Here is a 15,189-nt window from a genome sequence, read left to right as displayed (position 1 = left end):
GGAAATCGCCAGGTCCACCGGCCGGCGCATGCCCGGTGTCCGGTCAGCCGTCGGCGGCCAGGTCGGCGTAGGCGGCGGGCGGCCACGCGGCGAGGACCTTGGGCCGCAGGGTGGCGCCGAGGCGGCGGTAGGACCTCTGGGCGTCGAGGTCGTCGACCTCCGTGCCCCACCGGATGAGCAGCTGCTCGGGTGCGGCGAGGCGAGCGAGAGCGGTCGTCAACCGCCGGCCGACGCCGGCGTCGCGGTGCCCGGGCCGGACGTTGAGGTCGTCGAGGTCGAGCACGTCGCCGCCGGTCCACAGGTGCAGTTGCCGGATCGCGGAGACGTAGCCGACGGCCGCGCCGTCCCGTTCGGCGAGCAGCACGACCACCTCGGGCCGCTCGAGCAGCCCGTGCCACCGCGCGTCGGGCGCGTGCACGGCGAGCGGGTCGGGGGGTGCGGGGCGGCGACGGTCATGGCGGGCTCCTGGCGGGCGGTGGTGGAGGCCGGGTGCGGGGGCGTTGCCCGGGTCGTCCCGGGACGGGGCGCTGGTGGACGACCCGGGCAACGGAGGTCGCCGGGCTACGGCACGAGGGCGTAGCCGGCCTCGTCGACGGCGGCGGCGATGTCGGCGCGGTCGACGGGGCGGTCGGCGGTGACAGTGACGGTGCCGCTGGGCAGGTCGACGGTGACGGTGTCGACGCCGTCGACGGCGGCGATCTCCGCGGTGACCGCGCGCTGGCAGTGCGCGCAGGTCATGCCGGTGACGGTGAAGGTGGTCGAACCGATGAAGGTGCGGGGCGTGCCGGACAGCATGGGAACTCCTCGAAGGCTGGTGGTGCGGTCGGGGATGAGAGTCGGCGCGGAGGGGTGTCCGTCTCACCGGGGGAATCGCCGGGATCCCGCCGGGAGATCAGGTCAGTGCCCGTGGCCGCCGTGCCCGCCGCGGACGGGGGTGCCGGTGGGCTTGCCGCCGGGAACGGTGAGGGCCGTGAGGAGGAACAGGGCGGCCAAGACGGCGGCGGTGACGGTGAAGGCGCGGCCGTAGCCGTCGACGAGGCCGGCGGAGGTGGCCAGGTCGCCGGCGATCGCGGTGAGCGCGGCGACGCCGAGGGCGGCGCCGACCTCGTGGCCGGTCATCATCAGCCCCGACGCCAGCCCGGAGCGCTCGGCGGGCACGTCGCTCATCGCGGCGACGGCGATCGCCACGAACATCGGGCCCACCCCGGCGCCGACGAGCAGGAAGCCGGGCAGGACATCCGCGGCGTAGGACGTGCCACCGGCGTTCGCCGCGAGCAGCAGCACCCCGCCGGCCAGGACCACCAGCCCACCGAGGATCAGGGAGCGGGCTCCGGCGTGGCCGATCACCTTCGACGCCGCGGCGGCGCTCAGCGTGATGGCGGCGGCCAGCGGCAGGAACTGCAACCCGGCCACGACCGGTGAGGACCCCACGATGGCCTGCAGGTACAGCGACGTCAGGAAGATCGCGCCGACCACGACGCCGGTGACACCGGCCATCACCGCCGAGGCCGAGACCAGCGACCGGATCCGCCAGGTGGACGGCGGCACGAGGGGGTCGGCGGCGCGCCGCTCCAGCCGGGCGAACGCGGCCAGCAGCACCGCCGCGGCGGCCAGCGCGACCCAGGTGCGCGGCGCGGTCCAGCCGGCCGAGCGGGTGGCCTCGATGCCGAACACCAGCGCCAGCAGCCCCGCCACCAGCGTCAGCGCGCCGGGCACGTCCAGCCGGCGCAGCGCGCCGCGCCGGGAGCTGCCGCGGGCCACGGCCCGCAGGGTGCCGAGCACCACGGCGACGCCGATCGGCACGTTGATGAAGAACACCGCGCGCCAGCCCAGCGCGCTGGTCAGCGCCCCGCCGAACAGCACCCCGGCGGCGATGCCGAGGCTGCCCACGGTGCCCCAGACGGCGAGCGCGGTCTGCCGCTGCCTGCCGGCGTAGGCGGTCATGATGATCGACAGCGCGGCCGGGGTGAGCAGCGCGGCGCCGGCGCCCTGCGTGGCCCGGGCCAGGATCAGCATGGCCGGGGTCTGCGCCAGTCCGCTGACCAGCGAGGCGGCGGTGAACAGGCCGATGCCGGCGAGGAAGGCACGACGCCGGTTGAGCAGGTCGGCGACCCGGCCGCCGAGCAGCAGCAGTCCACCGGACAGCAGCACGTAGGCGCTGATCGCCCACTGGTAGTCCCCGGCGGACAGCCGCAGGTCCTCGCTGATCGACGGCAGGGCGACGTTCACCACCGACACGTCCAGGATGACCATGAACTGGGCGGCGATCATCAACGCGAACACCGTCCACGGCCGGCGCAGCTCGTCCGCGGCCGGCGTGGGGCGGCCCGGCGCGTGGTGGGACGGGTGACCGTGGGCGGGGGCCGCTGGTTCGGCGGCGGGGTGGGCCGACATGGCTCCTCCTCGAGGTGGGAACGCGGGACTGGCTGCCACGCTCGACGCCGCCGAGATCGCTCACGCCGGGAAAACCACCAGGTTCACGATCACCGGCACCGTCCGCTGCGGTCGGTACGGTTCCGCTCGTGCTGGCCGGACGGGACCCCGAACGCGCGGCGATCGCCGCCCTGCTCGACGCCGCGCGCACGGGGAGCGGCGGCGCCCTGGTCGTCCGCGGCGTGGCGGGAGCGGGCAAGTCGACGCTGCTGACCGACGCCGTCGCCCGCGCGGACGCTACGGTGCTGCGCACGTCGGGCGTGGAGTCCGAGTCCCCGCTGGCGTTCGCCGCGCTGCAGCGGCTGCTCTGGCCGCTGCGCGCCCGCCTCGACGTCCTGCCCGGACCGCAGCGGGCCGCGCTGCGCGCCGCGCTGGGTGAAGCCGAGGGTGAGGGCGACCGGTTCCTGGCCTTCCTCGGGACGCTGAGCCTGCTCGCCGACGCCGCCGAGGAGGCCCCGGTCCTCGCCGTCGTCGACGACGCCCACTGGCTCGACGAGGCCTCCGCGGCCGCGCTGCTGTTCGTCGCCCGCCGGCTGCAGGCCGAGCGCGTCGCGTTGCTGTTCGCCTCCCGTGACGGCGATGTCCGCCGCTTCGACGCACCCGACCTGCGCACCGTCGTCCTCGGTGGCGTAGCCGGCGCGGACGCCGACGCGCTGCTGTCGGCGCGCGCCGGCGCGGCGATCGACCCGGCGGTGCGCGACCGGCTGGTGCGGGCGACCGGTGGCAACCCGCTCGCGCTCGGTGAGCTCGCCGGGGCGCTGACCGGCGACCAGCTGGCCGGCCGGGCGCCGCTGCCCGCGCAGCTGCCGTTGACCGGCGGGGTCGAGCGGGCCTTCCTGGACCGCTTCCGGCGGCTGGACGAGTTCGCTCAGCGGTTCCTGCTCCTGGCCGCGGCCGACGACACCGGCCGGCTCACCGTGGTGCGGGATGCCGCCGAGCGCCTCGGCGTCGGCGAGGAGGCGCTCGACGCCGTGGAGCGGGCCGGGCTGCTGCACGTGGACGGCGACGCCGTCGACCTGTACCACCCGCTGGTGCGCTCCGCGGTCTACCGGGCGGCCACCAGTGCGCAGCGCCGCGCGGCGCACCGCGCGCTGGCCGACGCACTCGGCACCGACCCCGACCGGCGCGCCTGGCACCTGAGCGCCGCCGCCGACCGGCCCGACGAGCAGGTCGTCGCCGCGCTGGACGGCGTGGCCGAGCGGGCCACGGGCCGGGGCGGGCACGAGGCGGCGTCCTCCGCGTGGGCGCGCGCCGCGGAGCTCACCGTGGACCCGGCGGCGCGATCTCGCCGGCTGGCCGCGGCGGCCTACGCGGCCTGGCTGGCCGCCCAGCCGAGTCGCGCCCGCTCGCTGGCCGACGCGGCGCGTGCGCTGGCCACCGATCCGCTGCTGCGCGCCGACCTCGACCGGCTGCGCGCCCGGGTGGAGTGGAACGTCGGGTCGCCGCTGGTCGGGCACCGGATCCTGCTGCAGGCCGCTGCCGAGGTCGCCGCTGTCGACGTCGACCGGGCCCGGGCGATGACCATGCTGGCCGCCGCGGTCAGCTCGGTGGCCGACGAGGGTGCGGAGGACATGAGCGAGCACATCGCCGGCCTCGGCGACCCGTCGGCCGCGGAGGACGACCGCGCCCGCTGTTACGCCCGGCTGCTGTCGGGGTTCGTGCACCTGCGGCACGGGCGGCTGAGCGAGGCCGCCGCGCAGTTCCACCCCGCGCTCGAGTTCGACCCGGGCGACGACACCGACCTGCGGTCCAACCTCGGCGTCGCCGCCTTCCAGTTCGGCGACACCGGCATGGTGCTCACCCACCACGCGCGGCTGCTCGCCGACGCCCGCTCCTCCGGCGCGCTGGTCCTCATCGTCTACGCGCTCACCCGGCGGGCCTTCGCCGAGATGGCCACCGGCGACTGGCGCGCCGCCACCGCCGGCGCCGCCGAGGCACTCGACCTGGCCACCAGCAGCGGCCAGCCGGCACTGACCCGGTTCCCGCACGGCTGGCTGGCGCTGCTCGCCGCCCTCCGCGACCAGCGCGAGGACCTCGCCGCCCACCTCGAGGCGCTGGACCGCCAGCCCGGTGCGGGGGTGACCGGTCCGCTCGTCGACGACCTCGCCCGCTGGGCACGTGCCCTGACCGCGGACACCCCCGCATCCGCGCTGCACCAACTGGAGCAGGCCAGCACCGCGATCGTCCGGCGGCTGGCCGCCGTCGACCGGCTGGAGGCCGCCGTGCGCGCCGACCGGCCCGAGCTGGCCCGCACCTGGGCCGACGAGCTCGAGGAGTTCGGCACCGCGGTCGACGCCGACTGGGCCCGGGCAGTCGCCGCGTACGGCCGCGCGCTGCTGGCCGACGGCGCCGACGCCGAAGCGGAGTTCCACCAGGCGATCAAGCACGCCGACGCCGGTGGGCACCGCTTCGACCGCGCCCGCATCCACCTCGGCTACGGCGAGCACCTGCGCCGCGCCCGCCGCCGGGTCGACGCCCGTACCCACCTGCGCGACGCCCTGGAGGTGTTCGAGGACCTCGGCGCCGCCCGCTGGGCCACGCGCGCGGCGACCGAGCTGCGGGCCTCCGGCGAGACCGCCCGCCGCCGCGACGTCACCACCGCCACCGACCTGACCGCGCAGGAGCGGCAGGTCGCCGCCCTGGTCCGGCAGGGGCTGTCCAACCGGGACGTCGCCGCACGGCTGTTCGTGTCCCCCCGCACCGTCGACTTCCACCTGCGCAACGTGTTCAGCAAGCTCGGGGTGGCCTCCCGCGCCGAGCTCACCGCCCTTCCGCTGGACTAGGCGCCCGTCGCCGGGCCGCGCCCGGGGGCGGGGATCCGGCGGGTCGACCTGGTGGTTTTCCCGGCGTGAGGCCATCCGGCCCGCTCCTAGCGTCCGAGGCAGACCCAGCCCGGACGAAGGAGCCCGCCCATGACCAGCGCCACTGCGGCGACCACGGAGTCCCCGACCCGGCGCGCGGGTGGCCTGCGCGGCGCGCTGGCCCGACGCTGGCCGGCCGCGCTCGGCGCCGTCGCCGCTCTCAACAGCCTCGTGCTCGTCGCACGGCTGCCCGAGTCCGCGCAGGCCTGGATCAGCGCCTGGTGCGTGCTGCTCGCCGCGGTCATCTACCTGACCTGGGGCACCACCCGCGGCGACCTGGCCAACCGGCGGCTGCTGACCGCGCAGACCACCGCGGTGCTCACCTTCGGGGCGATCGCGATGGCCGCGGTCGCCGTCGACCCGGCCGCCGGCCGCTACGTGCTGGCCGCCGGGTGGCTCGCCCACGCGGCCTGGGACGTCGTCCACCACCGCCTCGGCCGGGTCGTGCCCCGCTGGTACGCCGAGACCTGTCTGGTCGCCGATCTCGTCCTCGCCGCCGCGCTGCTCACCGTCGGCCTCGGCTAGCGCACCGCGCCGCAGTCCTGCTCCGCCGCTCTCTGCTCGCCCCGTCAGGAGACGTCATGCCCATCCCCGCACGCACCGCCGACCCGACCCTCGACGTGCTCGTCATCGGCGCCGGCCAGGCCGGCCTCGCCCTCGGTCACCACCTCACCACTCGCGGCGCGGACTTCCTGCTGCTCGACGCCGGCCCGGAGATCGGCTCCTCCTGGCGCAGCCGCTGGGACTCGCTGCGGCTGTTCAGCCCGGCCCAGTACGACTCGCTGCCCGGCCTGCCCTTCCCGGCCCCGGCCGACACCCACCCCGGCAAGGACGAGGTCGCCGACTACCTCGCCGCCTACGCCGCCCACTTCGCCCTGCCGGTCCGGCTGAACACCCCGGTCGTCCGGATGCACCGCGACCCGGACGGGCTCTTCGCGGCCACCACCCCGACCGGCACGGTCCGCGCCCGGCAGGTCGTCGTCGCCACCGGCCCCTTCCAGACCCCCCACACCCCCGCCCTCGCCGACCGGCTGGATCCGGGTGTCCCGCAGCTGCACAGCTCCGCGTACCGCAACCCGACCCAGCTGCCCGGATCCGGCCGGGTGCTGGTGGTCGGTGCGGCCAACTCAGGCCTGCAGATCGCCGCCGAGCTGGGCGCCACCCAGCCGGTCACCGTGGCGGTCGGCACCCGCCCGACCGAGCTGCCGCAGCGCATCGCCGGCCGCGACCTGTTCTTCTGGCTCACCAGGTCCGGCTTCTTCACCGTGCCTGCACACACCCGCATCGCCCGCCGGCTGCGCGCCCGCGGCGACCTGGTCATCGGCACCCGCAGCCGCCGGTTGCGGCGCCGTGGGATCGACTTCCGGCCGCGGCTGACCGACCTCGCCGGTCGCACCGCCACCTTCGCCGACGGCAGCACCGTCGACGTCGACGCGGTCGTGTGGGCCACCGGCTACCGCCCCGACCACTCCTGGCTGCACGTGCCCGGCGTCATCGTCGAGGGGCAGGTCCGCCACACCGCCGGAGTCACCGACGTGCCCGGGCTGTACTTCCTCGGCCTGCCCTGGCAGACCTGCCGCGGTTCGGCGCTGCTCGGCTTCGTCGGCGCCGACGCCGAGGCGCTCGCCGCCCGGCTGGCCGCCGATGCGCTCCGAGGCTCGCAACGGAACGATCCGGGCCTCGATCCGTGGGCAGCTGCGACGATCACAACGGCGTGACGGCGCCGTCACGTTCCTGGCGCCGGTCGCAGCCCGCCGACATCCGGACGCCGCAGCGCCCCCTGTGACCGGGATCTCCCGATCAACCGCTCGACATGCATGCGCACACGACGAGGGCCCCACAGTGACTGTGGGACCCTCGTCCTTCGTAGCGGGGGCAGGATTCGAACCTGCGACCTCTGGGTTATGAGCCCAGCGAGCTACCGAGCTGCTCCACCCCGCGTCGCAGTTCCCACCATACACGGCGCACGGGGCGGGTTCAGGGGACCCGGGGGCCCGCCCGGACGAGCTCGAGCGCTTCCTCGAGCGCGGTGCGGGCGCGATCGGTCGCCCGGGTGAGCGCCAGCACGTTGCCCGGCTCGCCCAGCACCAGGGTGAGCAGGTCCGGCACCGCAGGACACCTCGTGCCCCGGGCCCGCGGTTCCCCGGTCCTCGGGCGAGGACCGGGGTGCCGGGACGGCGGGCGGCTGCCGGCTAGCGGACCGCCCCGTCGCGCGTCGCACCGCTGGGCACGGCCTCGCCGTGGCCGTCACCGTGGCCGTCGGGCACCCGATCCGCCACGGCCGGCGCCGCTGGCTGCGCGAGCGGGCCGCGGGGCGCCGGGCGGGCCGGGACGTGCTCCTCGCGCAGCCCGCGCACGAGCGCCACCAGCGTCAGCAGCAGGACGACGGCGAACGGTGCGGCCGCCACGATGGAGGCGGTCTGCACGCCCTCCAGCCCGCCGCTGACCAGCAGGACGGCGGCCGTGGCGGCGATGAGCAGGCCCCAGACCATGCTCACCGGCCGGGCCGGGTCCCGGCCCTCCTTGGTGCTCAGCGAGCCGAGCACGAAGGTCGCGGAGTCGGCGCTGGTGACGAAGAACGTGACGATGAGGACCATCGCGCCGATGCCGGCGACGACCCCGCCCGGCAGCGTGTCCAGCAGCGCGAACAGCTGCGACTCGGTGCCCTGGTCACCCAGGCCCGCACCGCCCTGCTGGGCGAGGACCCCGGCGCCGCCGAAGACGGCGAACCACAGCCCGCTGAGCAGGGTGGGCACGCCGAGCACGCCGATGACGAACTCGCGGATGGTCCGGCCGCGGGAGATGCGCGCGATGAAGGTGGCGACGAACGGCGACCAGGAGATCCACCACGCCCAGTAGAAGATCGTCCAGCCGTTGATCCACTCGGATCGCTCCGGGTCGAACGGACCGGTCTGCAGGCTCATGGTCGGCAGCTCGGTCAGGTAGCTGCCCAGCGTGGTCGTGTAGGCGCCGACCAGCCGGCCGGTCGGGCCGGTGAACATGACGAAGAGCAGCAGCCCGATGGCCAGGACGACGTTGACCGTGGACAGCCACTTGATCCCCCGGTCCAGACCCGACAGGGTCGAGACGAGGAACAGCACGGTGACCACGGCGATGATGGCCAGCTGGACGCCGGCGTCGACGGCGATGCCGTCGCTCAGCGCGGCGAGACCGCCGTTGACCTGCGCGGCACCCAGCCCCAGCGAGGTCGCGACCCCGAAGACCGTGGCGACGACGGCGATCGTGTCGACGGCGATGCCGACCGGGCCGTCGGCCCGGTCGCCGAGCACCGGGCGCAGCGCCCCGCTGATCGTCGCCTTCCAGCCGCGGCGGTACCGGGCGTAGGCCAGAGCCAGCGCCAGCACGGAGTAGATCGCCCACGGGTGCAGACCCCAGTGGAAGAAGGAGTAGCGCAGCGCCTCGCGGGCCGCCTCCGTGGTCTCCGGGGTGGCGGTCGGCGGCACCAGGTAGTGCGACACCGGCTCGGCGACGCCCCAGAAGACCAGGCCGATGCCCATGCCGGCGCTGAACAGCATCGCGAACCAGGCGCCGGTGCTGTACTGCGGCCGCTCGTCGTCGCCCCCGAGCCGGACCCGCCCGTAGCGGGAGGCGGCCAGGACGATCACCGCGACCAGCAGACCGGTGGCGGTGAGCAGGTAGAACCAGCCGAAGCGGTCCACGACGAAGGCGCGGGTGGCCTCGGCGGCCGAGCCCAGCGATCCGGGCGCCAGGGCACCCCACAGGACGACGGGCAGGACGACGGCCAGCGAGGACCAGAAGACGACGGAGGTTCTCCGCACGAGGGCGACTCCTGTGATCGGGGACAGGGGCTACGGGCTCGGAGCGACGACGAACCGCAGGCGCGGATCGCCGAGCGCCTGGGGAAACAAGGTGCCACACCGCCGGGAGCTTCCTCGACGTGACCGGACCCACCGGGCGCGACCTGACCCGGGTCGGGGAGGCTGGACGGCGATGAGCGCCGCTCCCGCTGTCCCTACCCCGGTCCACCGGACCCTAGACCTGGCATTGCGGTGCGGAGAGGTGCTGCTGGCCGGCGGTGCGGGCGCCGCGGAGGTGACCGCCACCTGCACGGCGGTGGCCGAGGCCGCCGGGCTGCACGAGGTGGAGTGCGACATCACCTTCACGTCGATCGCCATGTCCGCCCAGTCCGCCCCGGGGGACGCACCGGTGACCGGCATCCGGCTGGTGCAGCAGCGCGAGCTCGACTACACGCGGGTGACCGCCGCCCACAACCTCGTCGACGACCTCGTGACCGGCCGGGTCGCCCAGCCGGGGGCCGAGCGGCGGCTGCGGGAGCTGGTGACCGCCCGGCACCCGTACCGGCGCTGGGTCGTCACCGGTGCCCGCGCCGGGCTGGCCGCCGCGGTCGCGGTGCTGCTGGGAGCCGGACCCTCGGTGACCGCGGCGGCCTTCGGGGCCACGGTGGCCATCGACCTGTCCCTCGCCCGGCTGGCCCGCGCGCAGCTGCCCGCCTTCTACCAGAACGTGGTGGGCGGGCTCATCGCCACGGCCGTGGCGCTCACGCTGTTCGCCGCCGAGGTGGGCGTGCGGCCCTCGCTCGTCGTCGCGGGCGGCATCGTGCTGCTGCTGCCCGGGGTCACGCTCGTCGGTGCGGTCCAGGACGCCATCTCCGGCTTCTACGTGACCGCGGCCGCCCGGGCGTTCGAGACCTTCCTGCTCACCGCGGGGATCATCGCCGGGGTCGCGGCCGGGCTGTCGGTGGGCCTGCGGCTGGGCCTGCCCGTGCGCATCGGGGACCCGTCGACCGAGCCCCTGGGCCCGATGGCCGTGCAGCTGCTGGCCGCGGCCGCGGTGTCGGCCTGCTTCGCCGTGGCCAACCACGCCCCGCGCCGGGCGGTCCCGGTGGCCGGTGCCGCGGGCGCCCTCGGCTGGGCGGTCTTCGCCGCGGCCGGCGCCGCCTCGCTGGACACGCCGGTGGCCGCGGCCGTGGCCGCGACCACGGTCGGCCTGGCGGGCCCCCTGGTGTCGAGGTGGCGACGGGTGCCCGCCCTGGTGCACGTCGTCGCCGGCATCATCCCGCTGCTCCCCGGGCTGACGATCTACCGCGGCATGCGCCGCTTCGCCGAGGGCGACACCATCAGCGGGGTGACGCTGCTCGGGGAGGCGGTGACGACCGGGCTGGCCCTGGCGGCGGGAGCGCTGCTGGGCGAGCACCTGGCCCGACGGCGCCGCGCCGCGTCCCGCGCGGACGGCGGGCGGGACACCGGTGCGCGGCGCCGCCGTCCCGCCCCGCTCCCGGTGGGAACGGCGCGCACGCGCTGGCGCCGGCCGGTCCGCCGCTGAGTCCGCGTGCCTCACGGAGGGTGAACAAAGCCTGCCTTAGGGTCGCCATCATGCGGGGCGACGGCGGGTGGAGCGCCCTCGCCGACCCGGTCCCGGTGGAGGTCCACCACGCCGGGACCTGGTACCCCGGGGAGCTGCTGGGCTGGCGGCACGAGCCCGACGGTCGCTGCCGGGTCCGCGTCCGCTGCGTGGTCGACGGCCTGCGGCGCACCGCGTGGGTGGACCTCCCCGCCCTGCGCCCCGCCGAGGAGCCCCCGTCCCGCGCCCGTCACGCGGCGGCGTCGGCCGGGGCCCCCGCTCCCCTGCCGCGCCGGCTGCTCCCCCGCCGCCCGGACGCCGCCGTCCCCCTGGCCCGCCCGCGCGGGGCCGGTCTCGTCGAGTGGGCCACGACGGTCTGAGCCGGGGCCCCCGGCTCAGCTCCCGCCGCCGAGGCGCGGCGGCGCCGAGCAGGTCCGCGGCCGCTCGACGCTCGTCGACGAGCGGCGCCGCACGGGCACGGTCAGCGCACTCCCGCCCAGAGGGCTCGTTCCGCGGCATACGGGTCCTCGACGACGGAGGACGGGACGTCGAGGCGCATGACGGCCCGCCGGCCGGGGTCGTAGCACGGCCAGCCCGGTTCTCCCTCGGCCGCGAAGTCGACCCAGGCCCGGTGCATCGTGTCGGCGAGCTGCTGCGGTGGATCCACCCCGAGCGCGCCGCCCATCATCTGCCCGCGGCCCAGGTCGAGGGTGTCGAAGACGAAGGGCAGCTCCAGCGCGTGGCAGGAGCCGAGGCGGCCGTCCAGGATCGGTGAGGGCCAGGCGAACTCGTACATGTACGTGCCCCCCGGTGCGGAGGCGTGCGCGTCGGCCAGGCGCAGGGCCGGCACCCGGACCCACCAGTCGGTCATGACCGCCCCGAGGACGTCGCCCGGCGTGGGGCCGAACCGGTTGGCCCGGTAGTGCGGCAGCACCTCGCCGGGGTCCAGCCCGTAGGCCGCGATGCTCCACCAGCCGTAGGTCTCCAGGGGGCCGGTGAGATTCTCCTCGGTGATCTGGTCGATGAAGCCGCCGAGCACCGGGGAGTACCGCCAGTCGTCGGCGTTCGTGCCCAGGAGGACGTCGACCTGCGCGCCCGCCCCGCTCGCGATCCGCTCGATCGGCGGAGCCGGCACCACGTCGCCGTCGACCACGGGGTGGAACGGCATCATGCTGGCGAGGACCTCGACGCCCCAGCGGGCGGGGTCCGGGGACGCCGCCAGCTCGGCGTCGATCTGCCCCTGCGCCTGCAGGAAGCGCTCGACGGGGACCTCGGCGATGGCCGCGCGGCTGGCGGGGACGCCGAGGAGCTCGGCGAGCCGGGCGCCGATGCGCGCCGCGTCGTCGGCCGCCACGACGTGGTGCGCGGCGCCGCTCTCCAGCGCCGCCCGCCGGAACAGTCCCTCCGCCCACGGCATCGACAGCAGGTCGCCGATCGACATGGCACCGGCCGACTCCCCGAACACGGTGACCCGGTCGGGGTCCCCGCCGAAGGCGCGGATGTTGTCGCGCACCCACGTCAGCGCTGCGACCTGGTCGAGCAGTCCCAGGTTGGCTGCGTCGTCGCCTGCACCCAGGTAGAGAAACCCGTCCGCTCCGGTCCGCCAGTTGAGGGAGACGAGCACGACGCCGTCGCGGGCGAAGCGGCTGCCGTCGTAGCTGCCGCCGGAGTTGTAGCGGAAGGCGCCGCCCGGGCTGAGGGCCATCACCGGCAGGTCGGCTGCCCCTGGCTCGGGCGTCCAGATGTTGAGGTTCAGGCAGTCGTCCCCGACCACCGCGGGATCGAACAGCAGGCCGAGCGGGTCATCCGTCCCGAACTTCAGCTGCGGCGGCTGCGGCCCGAGTGCCGTGGCGTCACGCACACCGGCCCAGTGCTCGACCGGCTGCGGCGGCCGCAGCCGGCGGGCGCCGACCGGCGGCGCCGCGTAGGGGACGCCGAGGAAGCGGTACACCCCGTCCGAGGCGGTCCCGCGCACGTCCCCGCTCACGGTCCTGACGATCGTCCCCATCCTCCGACCTCCTCGACCGACGACCTGGTTCTCGAGGTGGCGGCACCTCGGGGCGTCCCAGGGCACCAGCGGACCGAGCCGGCCCGCCAGGGGCGACGTCCCCCGGCCCGCCAGGGGCGACGTCCCCCGCCCCGGTGGGCCTTGGACCTTCCCGGCGGCGGGGGCGGCCCGGCCGGCCGGACAGCCGGAGGCCCCTCCCCCAGAGGAGGTCCGGAGCACCGGATGGCGGTGCAGGACTCCTCACCCACCGGTGAGCTGACGGGCTGGGGTGGGCGCAGGCCTCCGGGGCGACGGCCGTCCTGGACGGGCCGGGGACCCGACGTGGTCCATCGCTCCGGCCGGCCCGCCGGCGGGTTCCTCGCAGTCGCGGCGCCCGCCGACGCGCGCCCGGTTCGTAGCCCGAGAGGTCGGGCCCGGCTGAGGACATCGGAGACGTCGGTCGTGTCGATCACGTCCGTGTCGATCACGTCGCCACAGCGGTGTGCCCGTCGCCGGAGAGGCGGAGCACGACGTTGCCGCGCTTGCGGCCGGTGTCGACGTAGCGGTGCGCCTCGGCGATGTCGACGAGGTCGAAGGTGCGGTCGCGAACCGGCCGGTAGGCGCCGGCTTCGGCGAGGTCGACCAGGTGGCCCAGATCCTCCGCGGTGAGCGTGCCGACGTCGGCGGTGACCAGGTGCCCGGTGCGACTGCGGCGCATCGGAGCCAGCAGCAGCCCGGGCAGGTCGGTGATGACGAGCAGCAGCGCCCCACGCGGGCGGAGCAGGCGCCGGACGCGCTCGAACGGGGCGTTGCCGACGCAGTCGACGATCACGTCGTAGGTGGCCGCCTCGGCGGTGAAGTCCTCGATGGTGTGGTCGATCACCCGCTCCGCGCCGAGGGAGGTCACCAGCTCCCGGTTGGCGGCGCTGGCAACGCCGGTCACGTGCGCGCCCTCGTGCGCGGCCAGCTGCACTGCCGCGGTGCCGACGGCGCCGGACGCCCCGTTGACCAGCACCGCCGCGCCCACCACGAGATCGGCCTGCTTCAGGAAGCCGCGGGCGGTGAGCCCGCCGAAGACCAGCGTCACGGCGTCCTCGAAGGGCAGGTTCCGCGGCTTGCGGGCGATGGGGTCGCCCGGGCGAACGCGGGCGTACTCGGCGTGCCCCCCGAAGTGCCCGCCGAGCATGGCGATCACCTCGTCGCCGGGTCGGTACGCGGTGACGTCCGCGCCGACCGTCTCGACGACACCGGCGGCGTCGTAACCCAGCACCGGCCGCTTCGGCCGCAACAGCCCGATCCCGGTGGCGGCGAGCAGCCCGAGTCCACGGGGCACGTCGCGGCTGCGGGCACGGTGGTCGGCGGCGCTGACGGTGCTGGCGTGCACCCGGATGAGGACGTCGTCCGGGCCGGGCGTCGGCTGCGGCAACGCCTCCACCCGGACGGTGTCCGGTCCGCCGAACCGGCGGTAGACGGCGGCCCTCATCGGAGGGCCCCTGCGGGCGGCAGAGCGGCGACGGCGGCGGACCGGAAGCCTCTGACGGTCAGGAAGACGCCGAGGGAGAACTCCCAGGCGGCGATCGGGAGGGCGGCGAGGGCGGCGATCGGAGCCGCGCGGTCGTAGAGGCCGAAGAAGGTCGCGACGTCGGACGCGAGCAGCAGCGGGGCCCCGATCAGGCCCAGGGTGGGGAGGATCCGCGGCACGAGGCCGGAGCGGTACAGCACGTAGCCCAGGCAGAGGGCGTTGACGACCGGCGCCAGGCTCTGCGAGAGCAGGAACGTCCACTCGTAGGTCGCCACCAGGGTGTGGCCGGCGGTGGTCAGCGCCGCGGGGTCCGTGTCGGCGGTGCCGGCGACGTCGTCTCGCAGCGTGAGCAGGTTCAGCACGCTGACGACGCCGACGAGGATCAGGCTGCCCTCGACCACGCGGGAGGTGACGAACCCGAGGGCCGCGGTCTCGCTGACCCGCTTGGCCACCGGGAAGAGCACCACGGCGGTGCCGATGCCGGCCAAGGCGACGATGACCTCGGAGAAGGCCCCCCACAGCACCCCGGTGTCGTCGCCGGCGCCGAGGACGAAGGCGGCGCCGTCCTGCACCGGCTCGAACACCATGAGCGTGGGCATCGACACGAACGTGAGCAGGTAGAGGATGCCGGCGGCGCGCGCGGTGCGCCGCAGCGGGTCGGGCGGGGCGGTGATCGACCGCGCCGTCGGGGTGGTGCTTGCCATGGCGGTCTCCGGATCGGGTCGGGGCCTCAGCGAGGCGGGACGTGCGGATCGGCGTCCAGGCGGGTGACCGCCACCAACGGCAGGCCCAGGTCACGGATCCGGGCCAGGACGCCGTGCAACGCGGCCTGGTCGGCGAGCGGACCGGACAGGACGGTCGTGCCGTCGGCGGTGGTGAGGGTCATGCCGTCGAACCAGGTGGCCCAGCGGTCGTCGAGGCGGCCGGCGAGGCGGATCTCGTAGCGACCCGCGTCGGAGAGGCCGAGGTGCCGGTTCTCCGTCATCGGTCCCCCTGCCCGGTCGCCGGCCGGGCGGTTCCCGGCCGGTGTTCCGGCTGCTGCG

General features: G+C 75.9%; 14 protein-coding genes and 1 tRNA gene. 5 read left to right on the top strand and 10 right to left on the bottom strand.

The window, feature by feature from the left end:
* Positions 1–43: 43 nt before the first annotated feature.
* From D0Z06_RS09485 to D0Z06_RS09475, 3 genes are all read right to left on the bottom strand, one after another.
* On the bottom strand, positions 44–418 hold the full coding sequence (locus D0Z06_RS09485) for a GNAT family N-acetyltransferase (protein WP_117377110.1): 375 nt from the start codon (positions 416–418) through the stop codon (positions 44–46).
* A 143-nt stretch (positions 419–561) separates the two neighbouring features.
* A complete protein-coding gene (locus D0Z06_RS09480; RefSeq protein WP_117377109.1) occupies positions 562–795 on the bottom strand; it encodes a heavy-metal-associated domain-containing protein in 234 nt (77 codons plus the stop codon).
* A 102-nt stretch (positions 796–897) separates the two neighbouring features.
* The gene (locus tag D0Z06_RS09475; protein ID WP_117377108.1) at positions 898–2,394 is read right to left on the bottom strand and encodes an MFS transporter; all 1,497 of its coding nucleotides are present in this window, start codon (positions 2,392–2,394) and stop codon (positions 898–900) included.
* Between the two features lie 128 nt (positions 2,395–2,522).
* Here D0Z06_RS09475 and D0Z06_RS09470 point away from each other — a divergent pair, with 128 nt between their 5' ends.
* The 3 genes from D0Z06_RS09470 to D0Z06_RS09460 all read left to right on the top strand — a co-directional run bounded on the left by D0Z06_RS09470 (position 2,523) and on the right by D0Z06_RS09460 (position 7,012).
* Positions 2,523–5,216, top strand: coding sequence for an ATP-binding protein (locus tag D0Z06_RS09470; RefSeq protein ID WP_117377107.1), 2,694 nt, complete (start codon positions 2,523–2,525; stop codon positions 5,214–5,216).
* Between the two features lie 129 nt (positions 5,217–5,345).
* The gene (locus D0Z06_RS09465) at positions 5,346–5,819 is read left to right on the top strand and encodes a DUF6010 family protein (protein WP_117377106.1); all 474 of its coding nucleotides are present in this window, start codon (positions 5,346–5,348) and stop codon (positions 5,817–5,819) included.
* Between the two features lie 56 nt (positions 5,820–5,875).
* Positions 5,876–7,012, top strand: a complete 1,137-nt coding sequence (locus tag D0Z06_RS09460; RefSeq protein ID WP_117377105.1) for a flavin-containing monooxygenase — start codon at positions 5,876–5,878, stop codon at positions 7,010–7,012.
* Positions 7,013–7,161: 149 nt separating this feature from the next.
* Here the strand turns inward: D0Z06_RS09460 and D0Z06_RS09455 are convergent.
* The 3 genes from D0Z06_RS09455 to D0Z06_RS09450 all read right to left on the bottom strand — a co-directional run bounded on the left by D0Z06_RS09455 (position 7,162) and on the right by D0Z06_RS09450 (position 9,094).
* Positions 7,162–7,235: transfer RNA gene (locus tag D0Z06_RS09455), tRNA-Met, on the bottom strand.
* 36 nt (positions 7,236–7,271) lie between these two features.
* A complete protein-coding gene (locus D0Z06_RS26720) occupies positions 7,272–7,403 on the bottom strand; it encodes a hypothetical protein (protein ID WP_255419341.1) in 132 nt (43 codons plus the stop codon).
* 83 nt (positions 7,404–7,486) lie between these two features.
* Complete coding sequence (locus tag D0Z06_RS09450) at positions 7,487–9,094, bottom strand: BCCT family transporter (RefSeq protein ID WP_117377104.1); 1,608 nt, start codon at positions 9,092–9,094, stop codon at positions 7,487–7,489.
* Between the two features lie 172 nt (positions 9,095–9,266).
* On the opposite strand from D0Z06_RS09450, the gene D0Z06_RS09445 reads away from it, so the two are divergent.
* Both D0Z06_RS09445 and D0Z06_RS09440 read left to right on the top strand, forming a co-directional pair.
* On the top strand, positions 9,267–10,619 hold the full coding sequence (locus tag D0Z06_RS09445; protein WP_117377103.1) for a threonine/serine exporter family protein: 1,353 nt from the start codon (positions 9,267–9,269) through the stop codon (positions 10,617–10,619).
* Between the two features lie 50 nt (positions 10,620–10,669).
* Positions 10,670–11,017 carry a hypothetical protein gene (locus D0Z06_RS09440; RefSeq protein WP_117377102.1) on the top strand — a complete coding sequence of 116 codons (348 nt, stop codon included), beginning with the start codon at positions 10,670–10,672 and terminating at the stop codon, positions 11,015–11,017.
* Positions 11,018–11,118: 101 nt separating this feature from the next.
* On the opposite strand, the gene D0Z06_RS09435 is transcribed toward D0Z06_RS09440, so the two are convergent.
* The 4 genes from D0Z06_RS09435 to D0Z06_RS09420 form a co-directional block, all read right to left on the bottom strand.
* Positions 11,119–12,645 carry a carboxylesterase/lipase family protein gene (locus D0Z06_RS09435; protein ID WP_117377101.1) on the bottom strand — a complete coding sequence of 509 codons (1,527 nt, stop codon included), beginning with the start codon at positions 12,643–12,645 and terminating at the stop codon, positions 11,119–11,121.
* Between the two features lie 463 nt (positions 12,646–13,108).
* On the bottom strand, positions 13,109–14,107 hold the full coding sequence (locus D0Z06_RS09430) for an NAD(P)-dependent alcohol dehydrogenase (RefSeq protein WP_117377100.1): 999 nt from the start codon (positions 14,105–14,107) through the stop codon (positions 13,109–13,111).
* The gene (locus D0Z06_RS09425) at positions 14,104–14,850 is read right to left on the bottom strand and encodes a DUF4386 domain-containing protein (RefSeq protein WP_117377099.1); all 747 of its coding nucleotides are present in this window, start codon (positions 14,848–14,850) and stop codon (positions 14,104–14,106) included. The genes D0Z06_RS09430 and D0Z06_RS09425 overlap by 4 nt, the downstream gene beginning before the upstream one ends.
* Positions 14,851–14,876: 26 nt before the next feature.
* Positions 14,877–15,131, bottom strand: a complete 255-nt coding sequence (locus D0Z06_RS09420; protein WP_117377098.1) for a hypothetical protein — start codon at positions 15,129–15,131, stop codon at positions 14,877–14,879.
* Between the last annotated feature and the right edge of the window lie 58 nt (positions 15,132–15,189).

It is taken from the genome of Geodermatophilus marinus (assembly GCF_003428645.1).
GTDB lineage: Bacteria > Actinomycetota > Actinomycetes > Mycobacteriales > Geodermatophilaceae > Geodermatophilus.
Note: the sequence above shows the minus strand (reverse complement) of the source record. Positions and strands in the feature narration are given on the sequence as shown.

Excerpts from the sequence above, each read along its gene's own strand:
- D0Z06_RS09480 (WP_117377109.1), bottom strand. The coding sequence starts at position 795 with ATGCTGTCCGGCACGCCCCGCACCTTCATCGGTTCGACCACCTTCACC.
- D0Z06_RS09475 (WP_117377108.1), bottom strand. The coding sequence starts at position 2,394 with ATGTCGGCCCACCCCGCCGCCGAACCAGCGGCCCCCGCCCACGGTCAC.
- D0Z06_RS09465 (WP_117377106.1), top strand. The coding sequence starts at position 5,346 with ATGACCAGCGCCACTGCGGCGACCACGGAGTCCCCGACCCGGCGCGCG.
- D0Z06_RS09460 (WP_117377105.1), top strand. The coding sequence starts at position 5,876 with ATGCCCATCCCCGCACGCACCGCCGACCCGACCCTCGACGTGCTCGTC.
- D0Z06_RS09445 (WP_117377103.1), top strand. The coding sequence starts at position 9,267 with ATGAGCGCCGCTCCCGCTGTCCCTACCCCGGTCCACCGGACCCTAGAC.
- D0Z06_RS09440 (WP_117377102.1), top strand. The coding sequence starts at position 10,670 with ATGCGGGGCGACGGCGGGTGGAGCGCCCTCGCCGACCCGGTCCCGGTG.
- D0Z06_RS09435 (WP_117377101.1), bottom strand. The coding sequence starts at position 12,645 with ATGGGGACGATCGTCAGGACCGTGAGCGGGGACGTGCGCGGGACCGCC.
- D0Z06_RS09430 (WP_117377100.1), bottom strand. The coding sequence starts at position 14,107 with ATGAGGGCCGCCGTCTACCGCCGGTTCGGCGGACCGGACACCGTCCGG.
- D0Z06_RS09425 (WP_117377099.1), bottom strand. The coding sequence starts at position 14,850 with ATGGCAAGCACCACCCCGACGGCGCGGTCGATCACCGCCCCGCCCGAC.
- D0Z06_RS09420 (WP_117377098.1), bottom strand. The coding sequence starts at position 15,131 with ATGACGGAGAACCGGCACCTCGGCCTCTCCGACGCGGGTCGCTACGAG.